Source organism: Pseudidiomarina gelatinasegens, assembly GCF_004025325.1.
Classification (GTDB): domain Bacteria; phylum Pseudomonadota; class Gammaproteobacteria; order Enterobacterales; family Alteromonadaceae; genus Pseudidiomarina; species Pseudidiomarina gelatinasegens.
Genome location: NZ_RSFE01000002.1, coordinates 132,619 through 148,731, shown reverse-complemented (window position 1 = coordinate 148,731; position 16,113 = coordinate 132,619). Strand labels below are relative to the sequence as shown.

Annotated in this window: 15 protein-coding genes; 1 reads left to right on the top strand and 14 read right to left on the bottom strand. The window is 46.3% G+C overall.

Annotation, left to right across the window (positions count from 1 at the left end):
• Window positions 1–21 precede the first annotated feature (21 nt).
• The 11 genes from nhaC to EGC76_RS02905 all read right to left on the bottom strand — a co-directional run bounded on the left by nhaC (window position 22) and on the right by EGC76_RS02905 (window position 11,610).
• A complete protein-coding gene (gene nhaC / locus EGC76_RS02955) occupies window positions 22–1,482 on the bottom strand; it encodes a Na+/H+ antiporter NhaC (RefSeq protein ID WP_128351528.1) in 1,461 nt (486 codons plus the stop codon).
• Window positions 1,483–1,504: 22 nt separating this feature from the next.
• Window positions 1,505–2,887: a sodium-dependent transporter gene (locus tag EGC76_RS02950; protein ID WP_128351527.1), complete on the bottom strand. Its 1,383-nt coding sequence runs from the start codon at window positions 2,885–2,887 to the stop codon at window positions 1,505–1,507.
• A gap of 89 nt (window positions 2,888–2,976) precedes the next feature.
• Entirely contained in the window at window positions 2,977–5,037 is a 2,061-nt protein-coding gene (gene prc, locus EGC76_RS02945; RefSeq protein WP_128351526.1) for a carboxy terminal-processing peptidase, read from the bottom strand.
• Between the two features lie 12 nt (window positions 5,038–5,049).
• Complete coding sequence (proQ, locus tag EGC76_RS02940; RefSeq protein WP_128351770.1) at window positions 5,050–5,703, bottom strand: RNA chaperone ProQ; 654 nt, start codon at window positions 5,701–5,703, stop codon at window positions 5,050–5,052.
• The gene (locus tag EGC76_RS02935) at window positions 5,693–5,986 is read right to left on the bottom strand and encodes a hypothetical protein (RefSeq protein WP_128351525.1); all 294 of its coding nucleotides are present in this window, start codon (window positions 5,984–5,986) and stop codon (window positions 5,693–5,695) included. Before EGC76_RS02935 ends, proQ begins: the two co-directional genes overlap by 11 nt.
• A gap of 19 nt (window positions 5,987–6,005) precedes the next feature.
• The gene (locus EGC76_RS02930) at window positions 6,006–6,470 is read right to left on the bottom strand and encodes a GAF domain-containing protein (RefSeq protein ID WP_128351524.1); all 465 of its coding nucleotides are present in this window, start codon (window positions 6,468–6,470) and stop codon (window positions 6,006–6,008) included.
• Window positions 6,471–6,478: 8 nt separating this feature from the next.
• The gene (locus tag EGC76_RS02925; protein WP_128351523.1) at window positions 6,479–6,772 is read right to left on the bottom strand and encodes a YeaC family protein; all 294 of its coding nucleotides are present in this window, start codon (window positions 6,770–6,772) and stop codon (window positions 6,479–6,481) included.
• Window positions 6,772–7,101 carry a hypothetical protein gene (locus EGC76_RS02920; protein ID WP_128351522.1) on the bottom strand — a complete coding sequence of 110 codons (330 nt, stop codon included), beginning with the start codon at window positions 7,099–7,101 and terminating at the stop codon, window positions 6,772–6,774. The genes EGC76_RS02925 and EGC76_RS02920 overlap by 1 nt, the downstream gene beginning before the upstream one ends.
• Window positions 7,102–7,227: 126 nt before the next feature.
• Window positions 7,228–8,913 carry an alanine/glycine:cation symporter family protein gene (locus EGC76_RS02915; RefSeq protein ID WP_128351521.1) on the bottom strand — a complete coding sequence of 562 codons (1,686 nt, stop codon included), beginning with the start codon at window positions 8,911–8,913 and terminating at the stop codon, window positions 7,228–7,230.
• Window positions 8,914–8,972: 59 nt separating this feature from the next.
• On the bottom strand, window positions 8,973–10,103 hold the full coding sequence (locus EGC76_RS02910; protein ID WP_128351520.1) for a M14 family metallopeptidase: 1,131 nt from the start codon (window positions 10,101–10,103) through the stop codon (window positions 8,973–8,975).
• A 61-nt stretch (window positions 10,104–10,164) separates the two neighbouring features.
• Window positions 10,165–11,610, bottom strand: a complete 1,446-nt coding sequence (locus EGC76_RS02905) for a glyceraldehyde-3-phosphate dehydrogenase (protein WP_128351519.1) — start codon at window positions 11,608–11,610, stop codon at window positions 10,165–10,167.
• A gap of 143 nt (window positions 11,611–11,753) precedes the next feature.
• On the opposite strand from EGC76_RS02905, the gene pyk reads away from it, so the two are divergent.
• Entirely contained in the window at window positions 11,754–13,190 is a 1,437-nt protein-coding gene (pyk, locus tag EGC76_RS02900; protein ID WP_128351518.1) for a pyruvate kinase, read from the top strand.
• A 5-nt stretch (window positions 13,191–13,195) separates the two neighbouring features.
• Here pyk and EGC76_RS02895 read toward each other — a convergent pair whose 3' ends face one another.
• From EGC76_RS02895 to EGC76_RS02885, 3 genes are read right to left on the bottom strand one after another with little or no spacing between them, the layout of a single operon-like run.
• Window positions 13,196–14,065, bottom strand: a complete 870-nt coding sequence (locus EGC76_RS02895) for a DUF6279 family lipoprotein (protein ID WP_128351517.1) — start codon at window positions 14,063–14,065, stop codon at window positions 13,196–13,198.
• Window positions 14,066–14,077: 12 nt separating this feature from the next.
• Entirely contained in the window at window positions 14,078–14,905 is an 828-nt protein-coding gene (locus EGC76_RS02890; RefSeq protein WP_128351516.1) for a LytR/AlgR family response regulator transcription factor, read from the bottom strand.
• Entirely contained in the window at window positions 14,902–15,981 is a 1,080-nt protein-coding gene (locus EGC76_RS02885) for a sensor histidine kinase (RefSeq protein WP_128351515.1), read from the bottom strand. The genes EGC76_RS02890 and EGC76_RS02885 overlap by 4 nt, the downstream gene beginning before the upstream one ends.
• Between the last annotated feature and the right edge of the window lie 132 nt (window positions 15,982–16,113).

Genomic DNA, 16,113 nt, shown 5'->3' with positions numbered 1-16,113 from the left:
AATTACCTATAAATTGTTTAATTAAGCAGTTTTCGGTACCGGCAAGCGCAGGATGCGGAAGCCTGTATAAGCATAAGCTAATGCTATCAGTGGTGTTAACCAGTTAAAGAAGGCAAATGGTGCATAAATCCATGGACTCACGCCTAGCGCTCCCATCATGAATGCACCGCACGTATTCCAAGGAATTAACGCCGACGTTAACGTTGCACTGTCTTCCAGCGTACGCGATAGCACACGCGGGTCTAATCCGCGCCGTTCGAACTCTTCACGATACATACGGCCTGGTAAAACAATAGCCATGTACTGGTCTGCAGTGAGAATATTAGCTCCGAAACAGGTGAATAATGTAGCGCCTATCAAGCTGCCTATTGATTTCACATACCCTAACAGACCCGCTATGAGACGTTGCAGTAACCCAAGTTTCTCCATGATAGCCCCGAAGGTCATGGCACTAAGAATCAACCACACCGTATTGAGCATGCTCGACATGCCGCCGCCGCTAAGCAGCTGATCGAGGTCCTCAGAGCCTGTTTCAACGGTTACCCCGTCGGAAAGTGCGCCCCAAATAACTTTGGCGGTACCCACAACCGACTCATCGCCACCAGCTATTTTAGCTACCATTTCTGGCTGGAAAATAACGGCCCATGCGCCACCAAGTAAGGCGCCAAAAAACACCGTTGGCAAGGCAGGCTTGCGCGTTGCAGCTAAGTATAGAAGCACCAACAATGGTACTAGCATTACCCAACCAATATTAAAGGTGTTACGCAGCTCCAATTGCATTTTTTCCAATTCTAAGAGACTTACCGAACTGTCAGCGTTGAAGCCTAGAATCAAGAATATAATCAAAGTGATGATAAATGCGGGCCCGGCCGTGTAGGCCATGTAACGAATGTGTGAGAATAATTCTGAACCTGCTACAGCGGGTGCAAGATTGGTGGTATCACTTAAAGGCGACATCTTATCGCCAAAATATGCACCTGAAACCACTGCGCCGGCGGTAATTGCTGGTGATAAATCCATTCCTGCAGCAACACCCATTAGCGCCACACCGATGGTTGCAGCTGTAGTCCACGAGCTGCCGATAGCCAGTGAAATGATGGCACATATAAGCGCTGATGCAGCGTAGAACCAACTCGGGTTCAATAATTCAAGGCCGAAATAAATCATGCTTGGTACGGTACCTGCAAGCAACCAGGTTCCGATAAGAGAACCCACCGCAAGAATGATCAATAACGCGCCAAGGGCAACCGAAATCCCCTCTTTAATGCCGTCTTCGATATCCGCCCATGAAAATTTATTATAAAACCCAATCGCTATGGCAACACCCGCTGCTATCCATAAGGCAATTTGATTGGGCCCGTAAGATGAATCTTCGCCAAACAAAAAAACTGACAAACCAAGCATAACGATAAGCGCGATTAGCGGCAGTGATGCTTGCAGGATTGTTGGAGTACGTTGCTCCAACGTTGTATTGTTTTGCATAATTATTCTCTAATTCAAAAAATTAAAACTGAATAATACCGATCAGTTGTAGGAAAATCAGAACAATTGCTATCGGTGCCAACCAACGCACGATAAATTGCCATAGTCGGAAAACTTTCGGGCTGGTATTCAGCTCATCGCTACTATACGCCGATTTCATAACCCAGCCTGCAAAAACAGCAAGCAACAGCCCACCAAGTGGCAGTAACACGTTAGATGTGGCGTAATCAATCACATCAAACAATGACGTAAGCTGCTTGCCAGGAACCTGCCAATCAATCTGCGTCCAACTGGCACCGCTGAAGCTGTAGATGGTAACTTGACCCAACAGCCAGAGCGTGAAGCCTGCCGCCATAGTGGCTGGCCAACGATTCAGCTTAAACCGTTCTTCCATGAAGGCCACCGCTGATTCAATCATGGCGATTGCTGAGGTGAAAGCTGCAATTACGAGCATAATGAAGAAAATGGTACCTAGTGCATTACCCGCTGGCATTTGGCTAAAGGCGACGGGTAAGGTCTGGAATATCAAGCCGGGACCTGCTTCAGGGGTAAGCTGACTACCAAAAACAATCGGGAAAATAGCTAAACCCGCCAGCAATGCCACCAACGTATCCGCAAGTGCCACCCACAACGAAGTTTGGACAACTGAGGTCGACTTTGATAAATAGGCACCATACATAATCACCACACCCGACGCGAGCCCGAGTGAAAAGAATGCGTGCCCAAGTGCCAACATTACCCCGTTAATGGTTAATTCGGAAAAGTCCGGCGCAAACATGAAGTCTACAGCTGCTGCGAAATCACCAATATATGCAGCATAGCCAGCTAAGCCAATGAGTAAAATAACCATGGCGGGAAGCAACCAGGATACGGCGCGCTCTAAGCCATCTTTAATACCATTGCCAACAACCAATACCACACCCGCGATAATCAGGCCGTGCCATAAGGTCAGGCGTGCTGATGAGCTAACGAGATCGCCGAATACCTGATCGATTTCAGCAACGCTAGCTCCGGCAAAAGTTCCACTTGCAGCTTCGTACACATAGGCCAGTGCCCAACCGGCAATAACCGCATAAAAGCTCAGCACTAAGAAGCCTGTCGCCATGCCAACCCAACCGGTTATCTGCCAAGCTTTACTGCGCCCTGACTCTCGTGCTACTTGGCGTGCGGCATAGCCTGGGCTGTGACGGCCTCGGCGACCAATAATAATTTCAGCGATCATGATTGGAATGCCGATGCCTGCAATACATAGCAGGTAAACCAGCACAAAGGCTCCACCACCGTTTTCACCAGTAATATAGGGAAACTTCCAGATATTCCCTAACCCCACAGCAGCGGCAGTTGAAGCTAATATAAACAGTAAGCGACTCGACCAGCGACTCGCGATAGAGGGTGACTCATGCATGAATGTTGTTGTTCCGTGTTTTTTGTAATTATTATTTTGCTATGAAAAAGCCGCATAATGCGGCTTTTTTAGCTACTTCGTAGATAAGTTTAATTCATCGCAAGCTTATGTGCATCAATCAATGCGAGGCTCAAGGCTACCGTTTCTTGTAAGTATGGGTCATCCAACTCAATATCTGTTGGAATATCATCAACTTTTTCAACAGGCTCCATTCCTAGCCGATTCAGACGAGCGTTTGCACGGTCGAGTTTTTCCTGTTCCTCGCGAGCTTGCTCTGCTTTGCGTTCATCAAGAACTAAACTAACCCACTTACGATCCTTGTCACGCTCATAGGCTTCAATATCTTCAAATACAAACTTAAACTCTGGGTTTTCTTTCACCCGCGCGTCCAGTTTTTCCTGCCATTTTTTAAACTGGGCTGATGGAATCAAATCGAGCGGCTCGTATGAAGCTGCCGGCAATTTGTCCCAAGGCAACGCATTCTCTTGGCTGCTTTCACCAAACTCTTCTGCGTCGATCATTGATGGTAAATGAAGATCTGGTGTTACACCACGCATCTGCGTGCTACCGCCATTAATGCGGTAAAATTTAGCAATAGTGAACTGCACACTGCCGAGCGGGTTTTCGTAATTATCAAATGGGTACATTTGTAACGCGCGGTGGTGCTGCACAGTGCCTTTACCGTAGGTGTTCTCCCCAACGATAACCGCGCGTTGATAATCCTGCATGGCCGCCGCAAAAATTTCTGACGCCGACGCACTATACCGATCAACCATCACCACCAGTGGCCCTTCGTAAAATATTTTTCCGTCACGATCGCCATTAATATCGCGACGTTTGCGGCCATCAAGTATCTGAACAACAGGCCCCTTATCAATGAACAAACCTGACAAAGAAATCGACTCAGACAACGAACCGCCGCCGTTGCCACGTAAATCAATAACGAGTGCTTCAGCTTTTTGTTCTTGGGCTTCGCTAATTAGGGTTTCGACATCACCGGTCAGCCCATTGTAAAAGCCAGGAATCTCGATAACGCCAACTTTACGACCGGCGTATTGCCCTTCATCTGGCGACTCAATTTCTAATTTAGCTGCACGGTCTTCCAATTTAACTTTATCGCGAACAATAGCAATTTCTTTCGGCTGTGCTCCGGCACTTTGGTTCGCTTTCAATACCTGCAGACGAACTGTCGAGCCTTTCGGGCCTTTGATGAGTTCGACGACTTCATCAAGTCGCCAACCAATCACATCAACAAAATTTTCATCATCACCTTGTGCAACACCAACAATTTTGTCATCAACCGCCAACTCACCACCGTTGTCGGCCGGGCCACCAGGGACCAGGCTGCGAATGACGGTGTAGTCATATTCAGCTTGTAAAACTGCGCCAATACCTTCGAGCGATAAATTCATGTTTTGCTCAAATCGTTCGGCATTACTCGGTGATAAATAGCTTGTATGCGCTTCAACGCTGCGCGCAAAAGCATTCATTATGGTTTGAAAAACATCTTCACTGTTGGTTTGCGTTAACCGCTTCAGTGCGTTGTTATAACGCTTACCCAAGGTTTCTACAACCTCAGGCCATTCTTTACCCGTTAAGGTTAAATTTAGCGCGTCATATTTAACGCGTTGACGCCATAATTCGTCCAATTCGGACTCTGTTTTGGCCCAGGTTGCTTCTTCGCGATCGAAGTGATACTTGTCGCCAGCCACTGTAAAGTCAAATGGTTGCTCTTCGTCAAGTAACGAAAGTGCGTAACTATAGCGCTCAAAACGACGATTCAACGACTTTTCATACAGCGAATAAGCAGCATTAAGCTTGCCCGTCAGAATCATGTCATCAAATAGCTGTTTATATTCTTGAGCTTGATCGACATCGTCCTGCAGCAAAAACATTTTGCTGTAGTCCAACATGTCAATATAACGGGATAGAATTTGCGATGACAGCTCATTATCGAGCTCCATTTGCTTGAAATGGTCGCGCGTGAAAAACCGAGCAACGCGGTGGCTTGCAACACCATGTTGTTCTTGTGGTTTAAGTTGCGGCAATTCATCCGGCGAGTGGGCCGGTGGAATGGCTAATGCTGCGGCCGACAGGCCAGCGCTAAGCGAAACCGCAAGTGCAAATTTAGAAATCACGCGCTTGGTCATACTTCACTACTCCTATTTCGTGACAAATACGGCGTTTACATTCACTTTGACCGTCAAGCCGTTTTGAAGTTGCACATAAATGTCATCGCGATCAATTTCAGTCACTTGGCCAGCAATTGGAGACAGGCCCGCTTTAACCTGAACTTGTTGCCCTACCCGCAACTGATCACCTTTAACTGCCTGTAAATCGAGTTTTGGGGCTGGTGCAGGCTTCGCCGCTGCTGGCTTTTTGGTAGGCCGTTTAGCCCGCGCCTTTCGCGCTTCTTGGTTGGCTGGTTTTGCAGCCTTAGCTTGCGCAGCTTGTTCTTTGCGTTTTGCCGCTGCACGTTCAGCTGCAACCGCCTTAGACTCCGCTAATGTTTGTTCAGCGTGTTGTTGGTGTTCTTCTTCTATAATACCTGCGTCAGCACCATCGAGATCAACGCGTTGCGTACCAACTTTCACGCTGCGTAGATACCGCCAGCTATTGGTATAGTGTCGCAAGGCTGTTCTTAGCCGTGTTTTACTTACCGTTTCATCGTCAGCTAAACGCGCAGCAAGATCTTCAAAAATACCAATTTTTAAGGGCTTAGCGTCACCTTCAACCGTAAAGCATTGAGGAAATTTTTCAGCTAAATAGGTAATTACTTCTTTCGTATTCGTTAACTTTTTAACGTCAGTCGTCATCGTCATTAAATTCCTGCTGACGTACGTCAGCTAGTTGCTCCATGATATACGCTTGCATTTCTTCACTATCGAGTTCAAGAAGCTCGGGATTTTCTATCCAATCAAATAGTGTGCGGCGTACAACTTCTTCTAATTGCTCTATGGTATCTTCGGCATCGCTAAACTCGGCAATGTAATGCAACATCTCATTCATTTGATCTGTCGCAGCTTCTTCTTCACCTTCGAAGAAACGCATGTCGAGATGACTTACTAGGTACGCATAAATATCAAATTCACTATACATAAAATCGCTTCTGCCTGCCCTACTGCGCCCAATTAAGTTGTTCTATAAACCGCCCAATGCGCGTTAAGCCTTCAGCATCAGCTTCAGAAAACCGAGCGATGCTTGGGCTATCAAGGTCAAATACGCCAACAACCTCGTTATTAACAATTAATGGCACGACAACTTCAGAGTTAGAAGCTGCGTCGCATGCAATGTGGTCAGCAAAAGCGTGCACATCTTCAATCCGTTGGGTTTCGCGTGTTGCAGCTGCCGCGCCGCAAACACCGCGACCAAAGGCAATGCGTAAGCATGCCACTTTACCCTGAAATGGGCCTAACACCAAGGTTTCCGGTTCGCGGGTCAGGTAAAAGCCGACCCAATTAACATCGTCTAAGGCGTCATACACGAGTGCGGAAATGTTGCTTAAGTTTGCAATTAAGTCAGGTTCACCGGCGGTAATTGCACGGGCTTGTTCAAGTAATAGGTCATAATTTGTGGTTTGCATGGGCGTGACTAGGATGCCTCATTTGAAGAATTCAGCGGGAAACTTGCGATAGTATCTGCTGGCTTAATTTCAGCTTTCATGTCGCGCTTGCTGCGCGTGACTAATTGGCCGTCAGCGCCAATCCGAAACGCTTCCTCAGAGGGGGTGTAACGAGCCTGATAGGCCATCACCAGCTGAATGGAATGTTCACGTTGTTGTTCAGTAAGCTTAACGCCGTCCTGCCATTTACCTAGCTCTACCGCTTGAACCAAGCGCTCAAAAGTTTCAGGTGTTATCGATGAAAGCAAATCATCAAACTGCATTAACTACGTTTCCTTTTGATAAAAACCAATCGTACACGGTTTATGACAAACCATATTAAACCAACAATCATTAAGCCATAAGAAACTTTGGCTGGCCAGGTTTCTGGTAACGGCTGTTGAATGAAGTAGTACGTAAATGCTGCAATTGCAATTAATAACGCAAGCATTGACTGACCAACAAGGCGTTCACGCTTGCTTGCCATAACGCGGTGCCATTCACGTTCGAGTTCATCCCCCGATAAACCAGTCAGCTTAAAATCACAATGCGGGCAGTTTGTAGCTTTGTCAGACACCCGCTTACTGCATGAGGGGCATTCAATAAGCGCCATGTAAACCTCGTTTACGTTTCTGTTAAATAGGCAATATAAGGGATTTGGCTCTAAATTCAAGCGGCCGCAACCCTATAAGTTACAGAAAGACCCGCCGCAGCGGGTCTCTCTAAGTATTAACTACGCTTATTTTTCAGCATCTTTTTTGCTTTTTTCAGCATCAAAGTCTTGCCAATAAGCTTTTACGGTATCTTTCATTTCTCGCCGTAACAAGAAGATACCGAATAGGTTTGGCAGAGTCATTAATACTATGGCCACGTATGACATGGTCCACACCAGCGTCGTATCAGCGAATGAGGCAACGAAGAACCCTGCCACATAGATAATACGGTAAGGCATAACGCCGCGTTGACCAAAGAGATAAACCACTGCGCGATCACCGTAGTACGACCATGCTATTGCCGTTGAAAAAGCAAACAGCATCAAGCTAATCGGTACAATGTACTCACCAGCTGGACCTAAAAAGCCCATACTGAATGCTTTGGACGTTAGCGCCGCGGAGTGAATCAATGAATCACCGATAATGACAATATCTTCTTTGCGCAACTGCCCATTTTCAATACGTAACGTACCTGTGTATGGGTCTTCGCCAGCAACAATGAAGCGCACATTTTCTGCAACAGAACGCGCATGCAGCATGGTGTAACCATTGCTAACTGCTTCACCATCACGCACTTGGATGGCACCAGTAAACTTCTCAATGGTGTTCTCGTCAGTGTCATTTAAATAATGATACAGCGCTTCACGGTCGGTTTCTGTAGCGTCAGAATAATTACCCGCAACAATCTCCAGATCGGTGCGTGAGAAGGTATTCTCATGCTTTTGCGACCACACGCCAGACGATAGGATAACCAAGCCAGTCAACGTGCAGATGATGATGGTATCGATAAACGGTTCGAGAATTGACACCATGCCTTCAGAAACTGGCTCATCAGCGCGCGCAGCAGCGTGAGCTATAGGCGCTGAACCTTGCCCTGCTTCATTTGAGAACAAGCCACGGTTGACACCACGGTTGAACGCATAAGCAAAGGTTGCACCCAAGAAGCCACCGGTTGCTGCAGAGCCGGTAAAGGCATTCGTAAATATTGATGCAAACGAAGGACCAATCTGATCAAGGTTAAAAAAGATGACACTTAATGAACCGAGTATGTAAAGCACACCCATGATTGGCACAATCTTTGACGTTACTGCAGCAATTCGCGAGATGCCGCCAATAATTACGAGCGCTAACAATATCGAAAGCACACCACCAACAATCATTGGCTCAAACCCAAAGCTCATTTCCATACTTTGAGCTATGTTGTTGATTTGGGGCATGTTGCCAGTACCAAATGAGCTGATGATGGTTGCGATGGCAAAAATTACCGCTAACCATTTCATATTCAAGCGGCGGTCCATGTAATACATAGGGCCGCCGGCCATGGTACCGTCTTCGGTTTGTACACGGTATTTGTGTGACAACGTCACTTCCACAAATTTGGTGGTCATACCTAAAAACGCGGTAATCCACATCCAAAATATTGCTGCTGGGCCACCTAAAAATATGGCTAACGCAACACCACCAATATTACCAGTACCTACTGTACCCGATAGTGCTGTTGACAATGCTTGGAAGTGACTGGTGTCACCTTGTGCACCTTTTTTATCGAACTTCCCAGTTACAACTTTCCAGGCATGGCCAAAAAATCGAATCTGTGGAAAGCCAAGGTACAAGGTAAAGAAGATACCAACACCAAGTAAAATATATGGGAAGTATGCTGCAGACCCTAAATAGCTATCGAGTAGCAGTAAAAAGTTATTTATCGCTTCCAAGGTGTCCCCCTTGTCGAGTTATTATTGTTGTTGTTCACGTTCAAGCTAGCTTGCGCGACTTAGTCGCGCAAGTTATTTCCGATAGCGTAGATAGCACTGACCACATCAGCACCGAATTGCTGGCTACGATTCGCTGACCAACCGAAGTCGGCATCCGGCAAGTTTGCATTATCTTTAAACGGCATCTCTAAAGTAAATGCTAAACAGTTGAAACGCTCGCTAACTGCGTTACTTGCAACCGTCAGGTTGGCTTCACCTGGTTTATCAACGTCGTAACCGTATTCAACCTGAAACTCTGGCGTGATAGACAGTAATACCTGCTTAAATTTTTCACCGAGTGCATGCGTGCGATCGTTGTAGCTTGGTACGCCTTCGCAGCCGGCTACAAAATTATATGGCAGCGCTTCATCGCCATGCACATCAAGGTAGAAGTCAACGCCAGTTTCTTGCATTGCATTCAGTACGTAGAATACTTCCGGGCTTTTCTCCAGTGACGGTTCGGCCCATTCACGGTTTAAGTTCACGCCAACGGCGTTGGTACGCAAATGCCCGCGCACGCTGCCATCAGGGTTCATGTTCGGTACCACATAGAACACGTTATTCTCTAATAACTTACGTGCCGCTGCATCTTCATCATCCAACAACCGGCTCAGAAAGCCTTCCATAAACCACTCTGCCATGGTTTCGCCCGGATGTTGCCGCGCGGTAACCCAAATTTTGGCTTTGTGATCTGCAGGCTCACCAATTACTAGCAAGTTCATGTCACGGCCGTCTAAGGTTGGGCCGAGCAACACATGTTGGCATTCGATCGATTGCTGTGCCCACTGAATCAGGTCTTGATGCCGCTCGTATGAATACGGCGTGAAGTAAGCGTAATAAACACTTTCTTGGTCGGGCGTATGACGAATCACTAGCTCTTTACCGTTATATTCGGTCGGCACGCGGAACCAGTTTTCGCGATCATACGACGCTAATGCTGAATAGTCTTTCCACCCGTCAGGATACGCAGACTGACCAGCATTAGTGATATGCATAACGTGTTCAACGCCCGGTTCACCGTACAGTTTAAAATGAAACCACTGATAAAAATCAGACTGGTTGTCTTGGCGAATGGCTAATTGGATTGAACTGGCCTCATTGGCCTCGATAACTTCAATATTGCCGCTATCAAATTGCGCAGTTATAAACATGAATTCCCCTATTCCTGAAAAAACAAAAGCGCCCCTAAAAGGCGCTTTTGATAACACTATTTTATTTTGGTAAGTTCAGCAACTGCTGCCCTGCCATCTGTTCAGCGACACGTACCACCTGACAGCTATAGCCAAATTCGTTGTCATACCAAACGTATAGAACCGCACGATCTTCGTCAACGATAGTTGCTTGTGAGTCAACCACACCCGCATAACGCGAACCAACGAGGTCGGTAGAGACAATTTCGGTTGATGCCGTGTAATCAATTTGCGCTTGTAATTCCGAATGCAGCGCCTGATCACGTAAAAAAGCATTGAGCTCTTCTTTATTGGTTTGCTTATTGAGGTTTAGATTCATAATCGCCATAGACACGTTCGGCGTTGGTACACGAATGGCATTGCCAGTTAGTTTACCCGCAAGCTCAGGCAACGCCTTAGCAACCGCTTTCGCTGCACCGGTCGAGGTTAACACCATATTCAACGGAGCTGAGCGACCGCGACGGTCAGCTTTATGGTAATTATCAATTAAGTTTTGGTCATTGGTGTAGGAATGCACCGTTTCAACGTGACCATTACGGATACCATATTGGTCATTGATGATTTTCAATACCGGGGTAATCGCGTTGGTGGTGCAGCTTGCCGCACTGATAATTAAATCTTCAGCCTTGATGTCTGCCTGATTCACACCAAACACCACGTTTTTAATGTCGCCCTTGGCTGGAGCAGTAAGAAGAACTTTCTTCACACCTTTTGATTTTAGGTGCAAGCTAAGCCCTGCTTCATCGCTCCAAATACCCGTGTTATCAATGATAATCGCGTCATTAATACCGTACTGCGTGTAATCGACCTGGTCTGGCCCATCAGAGTAAATCACTTTGATACTGGTGCCATTGGCTTTAATTGCGCTGTTTTCGTGGTCAACCGTAATTGAACCATTGAATGGACCATGAATTGAATCACGACGCAACAAGCTGGCACGTTTTTCAAGGTCGCCATTACGCCCGCCGCGCACCACAATGGCACGTAAACGCATTTTGTTGTTGCTGCCGTTACGCTCAATTAACAATCGCGCTAACAAGCGGCCAATACGCCCGAAGCCATAGAGAACCACGTCTTGAGCTGCAATTTCATCTGCTTTATCAACAATGTCGATCAGCTCGCGCTTCAAATACGTTTCAATGCTGTCGCCCTTGCCCGCATCTTTGTGCAAGTAGTTAAACGCAAGTTTACCTAAGTCAACACGCGCAGGCGCAAGCTTCATTTTGCTTAAGGCTTCAATAAACGGAAAGCTTTCACGTAAGCGCAACTTCACACCTTCATGACGACGAATCAAACGATGCGCCTTGATGATGTTAATTGTATCGACATTAAGTAGTGAACGACCATACACCAAAATTTCAACACCGTAGTTACGGTACAGACGGCCAATAATTGGCTGCATCATTTCGGCATATTCTTGGCGCTCCTGCCAACTAGCTAAGGTCAGATCCTGTTGCTGATCACTCATGTGGTTACCTTTATGTTACGTGAATTTGACGGTTGCATTAAATCAGGCGGGTATTGTACTGAAATACTCCCACGAGCGCCAGAATCTATGTAACTCCTGTTCAGGCATGGTATAATTTTGGACAAAACAACAGGAGTATAAATATGTTACGGCGCACCAAAATCGTTACCACACTCGGCCCTGCAACTGATGACCCACAAGTACTTGAGGCACTCATTAAAGCAGGCGCAAATGTTGTTCGACTTAATTTTTCGCATGGCGTTGCAGCCGATCATGAACGCCGGGCGCGTGAAGTTCGCGAAATAGCGCAGCGACTGGGCATTCATGTTGCCGTGCTCGGTGATCTACAGGGGCCAAAAATTCGAGTCGCAAAATTTGAAAGTGGCGCCGTAACCCTTGATGTTGGTGATGTGTTTGTGCTTGATGCAGAACTTGAAACCAATGCAGGCAATCAACAACGTGTCGGCATTGACTACAAAGAGTTACCCCAAGACGTCAACGAAGGCGATATCCTGTTACTTGATGATGGTCGCGTGCGGTTGCAAGTTGAAGATGTGAGCGGTGCACAAATCACAACAACCGTAACAGTTGGCGGTAAATTATCGAATAATAAAGGTATCAATCGGCTCGGTGGTGGCCTTTCTGCGGCGGCTTTAACTGAAAAAGATTATCAAGACATTGTTACTGCGGCTGAAATTGGCGTTGATTACCTGGCCGTGAGTTTTCCTCGCAGCAGTGCTGACATTCATGAGGCGCGCCGGCTACTTCGAGCTGCCAACGGGCGTGGCTTGATTTGTGCCAAAATTGAACGTGCAGAAGCTGTTGCCACCGACGCTGCATTGGACGACATCATTCGTGCATCCGATGCGGTTATGGTTGCGCGTGGCGATTTAGGTGTGGAAATTGGTGATGCCCAGTTGGTCGGTAAGCAAAAACGAATCATCGAACGCGCGCGCCAATGCAACAAAGTTGTGATTACCGCCACACAAATGATGGAGTCGATGATTGAGAGCCCGATGCCAACACGTGCAGAAGTCATGGATGTTGCCAATGCGGTGCTTGACGGTACAGATGCAGTGATGCTCTCAGCAGAAACTGCCGCCGGTAAATACCCTGTTGCCACGGTTAAAGCGATGGCCGAAATCTGTTTGGGTGCTGAAACTCATCCAAGCGTGACGATTGATAAACATGATTTAGATGAAACCTTTACTTCAATCCAGGAAGCAACCGCTATTTCAGCAATGTACGCAGCAACCCACTTGGCTGGCGTGAAGGCTATCATTGCGTTAACTGAGTCAGGCTCTACGGCCAAACTTATGTCGCGTATCAATACCAATCTGCCAATATTTTCGTTATCGCGACATGATGAAAGCCGCGCTCGCTGCGCGTTGTATCGTGGTGTCTACCCTATCGCTTTTGATTCAACTAAAAGTGAGCCGCAGCAACTTGTGCATGATGCGGTGAATGAAATTAAATTACGCGGTCATGTAGTGCCGGGCGATTTGGTTATTCTTACCCACGGTGACGTGATGGAAACCGTCGGTTCTACCAATACCTGTAAAATTATTGAAGTAAAATAAAAAAGTTAATTCGCCGGCCCTTGCTGGCGAAAATGTTCAGCGAGTTCCCGCATATCTTCAATATATCCGTCCAGCTTCGCCAATACCCGGCGACGCTGGCGGTCAGTTAACGACTGTTCAAGCTTTAATATAAGCGAAAGCGTCGCATCTTGATTGGTTTGTATGCTTTCGCTCAGTTGTTCTGAACGTAACTGTTGCGGTTCAAACATGAGCATATCGAGTTGGGAAGTAAATCGCTCTGTATCGTGACGAATCATCAATGTTTCCTGAAACGTCGACTGCCACTTTTCGTTATAATCCAACCATAACGCTCTGGTTGGTATGCGTTCTGTAACCCAACTACGAATCAGCCTTTCTTGCAACGGGGTAAGCTGGCCTAACCAACTCCGTGCATTCTTCTCTGCCCGCTTCCGAGTCCGCTGAACAAGCGCTGAGTCATCGTACTCAGCAAGCTCGTCACGTTCTTCTTGCTGGCGTTCGTTTAACTTTTGCATTAACTGCTTTACTTGTGCATCAGTAAGATCAGGTAACAATTCTAATGCGTAAGGTCGCAAACCGTTAAGCATACGTTGCCAAGCCACAAACACCTGCTCATAAACAGCAATTAAGTTGGCCTCATCAAGCTGTTTATTGGCCACTTGATCACGCAACTGTTGCAGCTGTTCGGCGTAAAAAGGTAATTCAGAAGTCGCATGCCAATAATGAAGGGATGTTATCGCGGTATCAACGCGCTGTTCTTGTTGTTCGTTGAGCTCAACGTAGTCATCGAGTTTCCACTCAACCAAGGTATCGGCAAAGCGATAACCGAGCTGGCTTGAGCAGGCACTCAACAACAAGACTAAAGTTACAGCGACTAGCATAACTGCGTAGCGCATAAGTTCGCTCCGTTAAGAGTTTAGAATTAACTTCTTGATGCGATCTTTGTAACTGCGGCTAACTTTTAACTCTTTACCATTGCGTAAGATAATGTGGTATTCGCCGTTTTGGCGACTACAAAGCTTTTCAACATGCTCCATATTAACAATTGCCGAGCGATGAATACGTTGAAAACGCTGAGGGTTTAACTCTTCTTCAAGCTCTTTCATGGTACGCCGCAAAATATGCGTTTCATTACTTGCATGAATACACATGTAATCGCCAGCCGCATCAACCCACTCTATCGAATTTATCGCTACGCGGGTTATTTCACCACTTTCTTTAATCGCGATATGTTCAGGATAACGTGCCACCCCAACATCTTCGCCACTGGCTAAGCGTTTTAAGATATCTTCGCAGTCTTCACCGGTCGCATCGGCGAGTAAGTTTAAAATACGGTCTTGCTGAACTTTTTGTTCACGGGCCGCTAAACTTTTTTCAATACGCTGAATGCTTTGCGCCAAACGCTCGTTGTCTACGGGTTTTAGTAGGTAGTCAATGGCACGTACTTCAAACGCCTTAATAGCATATTGATCGTACGCCGTCACAAACACGATAAGCGGCATTTTATAGCCATGGGCTTGTACTTCGCGAAGTAGCTCGAAGCCGTTCATGCCTGGCATCTGAATATCAAGGAAGACTAAATCCGGTTGCTCTTTACCTATTATCGCCAAAGCTTCACGAGCACTTGGGCACTCTTGCAATAATTCAATATTTTCAAATTCTTGCAGTCGCACCACCAACCCCCGACGGGCTAATGATTCATCATCAACAACAAGAGTACGAATTTTATGCGTCATGCCTGCTCTACCTGCTCTAACGGAATGCGAATTTCAATACGAAAACCACGTGGCTTGTTAGCTGTTAATGTAAATGAGTAGTTCTTTCCATACAAGGCCTGTAATCGTTCTCGTGTATTAGCAAGCCCCACTCCACCAGCTTTAGTCAAGGTTTCGAGCGGCTTGGTGCAGCCTGGGCCGTTGTCTGCCACGGTAATTAACAAGTCTTCGCTGAAGCGCTGTGCGCGAATGGTAATTTCACCGCCCTCTTCTAATTTTGCAATGGCGTACTTGATTGAGTTTTCAATTAAGGGTTGCAGAAATAAGCTGGGAACCAGTGCTTTTTGAACATCCTCATCAATCTCAAAATTCACCTGCAGGCGTTCATCAAACCTCACTTTCTCAATATCTAAGTAAAGTCGCAGCGCATCCAGTTCGCGTTCTAAGGGGATTTTTTTAATCGGTTCATTATCAAGGCTAAAGCGTAAAAACAAGCTCAACTTGGACATCATCCGGTTAGCAAGCTCATTTTCTTTCACCAAGATAAGCGTTGAAATTGCATTTAAAGTATTGAATAAGAAATGCGGGTTGAGTTGGTAACGCAACATTTTTAATTGAGCTTGATGGGCCATCGACGTTGCCATCAAGGCTTTCTCTTTTTCGTCTTGCAGCATTTGGTAATATTTAATTCCAAAATAAAGCCCGCTCCAACTCAGCATGATGTAGAACTTGGCAATGGTATTTTTAAAATAAAACCAATTACTGTCCGGACTAAATCCAAACTTATAAATTTCCCAATAGGTTGCGTTATCAACTACAGCCCATAGCGCCGCCGACACATAACTTGCGGCCAACACCACAATAATCAACAACCACGGGCTTGCGTCCCAGATGCGGCGGTACAAATAACGCAACGGAACAGTTAATAGAAAGCCCGCATACGCGCCGAGTAACAGAATTAACGCGTAAATATCACGCATTTCGTGCATCAACGAGCCGATATAATGCACTAATGCATAACCACTCCAACCAGCTGCCTGTAGCACCCAGAAGAAACGATTGCGATCATCAAGAAGTGTTTTCCAATTGTTCAACATAAAGCCTCAATTGAGGTTAAATCATTGCTGTTAGTATACCGCGTTAACGGCTGCAAATATCGCTCTTCATCGCAATTGAATAGCTATATAGCGCGACCAACGCATGCTAAGATATTTAACAAACGCTAATAC

Bases quoted from the DNA above. Each gene is read 5' to 3' on its own strand.
- EGC76_RS02935 (WP_128351525.1), bottom strand. From the start codon at position 5,986: ATGTATAGTGAATTTGATATTTATGCGTACCTAGTAAGTCATCTCGAC.
- EGC76_RS02920 (WP_128351522.1), bottom strand. From the start codon at position 7,101: ATGGCGCTTATTGAATGCCCCTCATGCAGTAAGCGGGTGTCTGACAAA.
- proQ (WP_128351770.1), bottom strand. From the start codon at position 5,703: ATGACGACTGACGTTAAAAAGTTAACGAATACGAAAGAAGTAATTACC.
- EGC76_RS02885 (WP_128351515.1), bottom strand. From the start codon at position 15,981: ATGTTGAACAATTGGAAAACACTTCTTGATGATCGCAATCGTTTCTTC.
- EGC76_RS02895 (WP_128351517.1), bottom strand. From the start codon at position 14,065: ATGCGCTACGCAGTTATGCTAGTCGCTGTAACTTTAGTCTTGTTGTTG.
- nhaC (WP_128351528.1), bottom strand. From the start codon at position 1,482: ATGCAAAACAATACAACGTTGGAGCAACGTACTCCAACAATCCTGCAA.
- EGC76_RS02910 (WP_128351520.1), bottom strand. From the start codon at position 10,103: ATGTTTATAACTGCGCAATTTGATAGCGGCAATATTGAAGTTATCGAG.
- pyk (WP_128351518.1), top strand. From the start codon at position 11,754: ATGTTACGGCGCACCAAAATCGTTACCACACTCGGCCCTGCAACTGAT.
- EGC76_RS02905 (WP_128351519.1), bottom strand. From the start codon at position 11,610: ATGAGTGATCAGCAACAGGATCTGACCTTAGCTAGTTGGCAGGAGCGC.
- prc (WP_128351526.1), bottom strand. From the start codon at position 5,037: ATGACCAAGCGCGTGATTTCTAAATTTGCACTTGCGGTTTCGCTTAGC.
- EGC76_RS02890 (WP_128351516.1), bottom strand. From the start codon at position 14,905: ATGACGCATAAAATTCGTACTCTTGTTGTTGATGATGAATCATTAGCC.
- EGC76_RS02930 (WP_128351524.1), bottom strand. From the start codon at position 6,470: ATGCAAACCACAAATTATGACCTATTACTTGAACAAGCCCGTGCAATT.
- EGC76_RS02925 (WP_128351523.1), bottom strand. From the start codon at position 6,772: ATGCAGTTTGATGATTTGCTTTCATCGATAACACCTGAAACTTTTGAG.
- EGC76_RS02950 (WP_128351527.1), bottom strand. From the start codon at position 2,887: ATGCATGAGTCACCCTCTATCGCGAGTCGCTGGTCGAGTCGCTTACTG.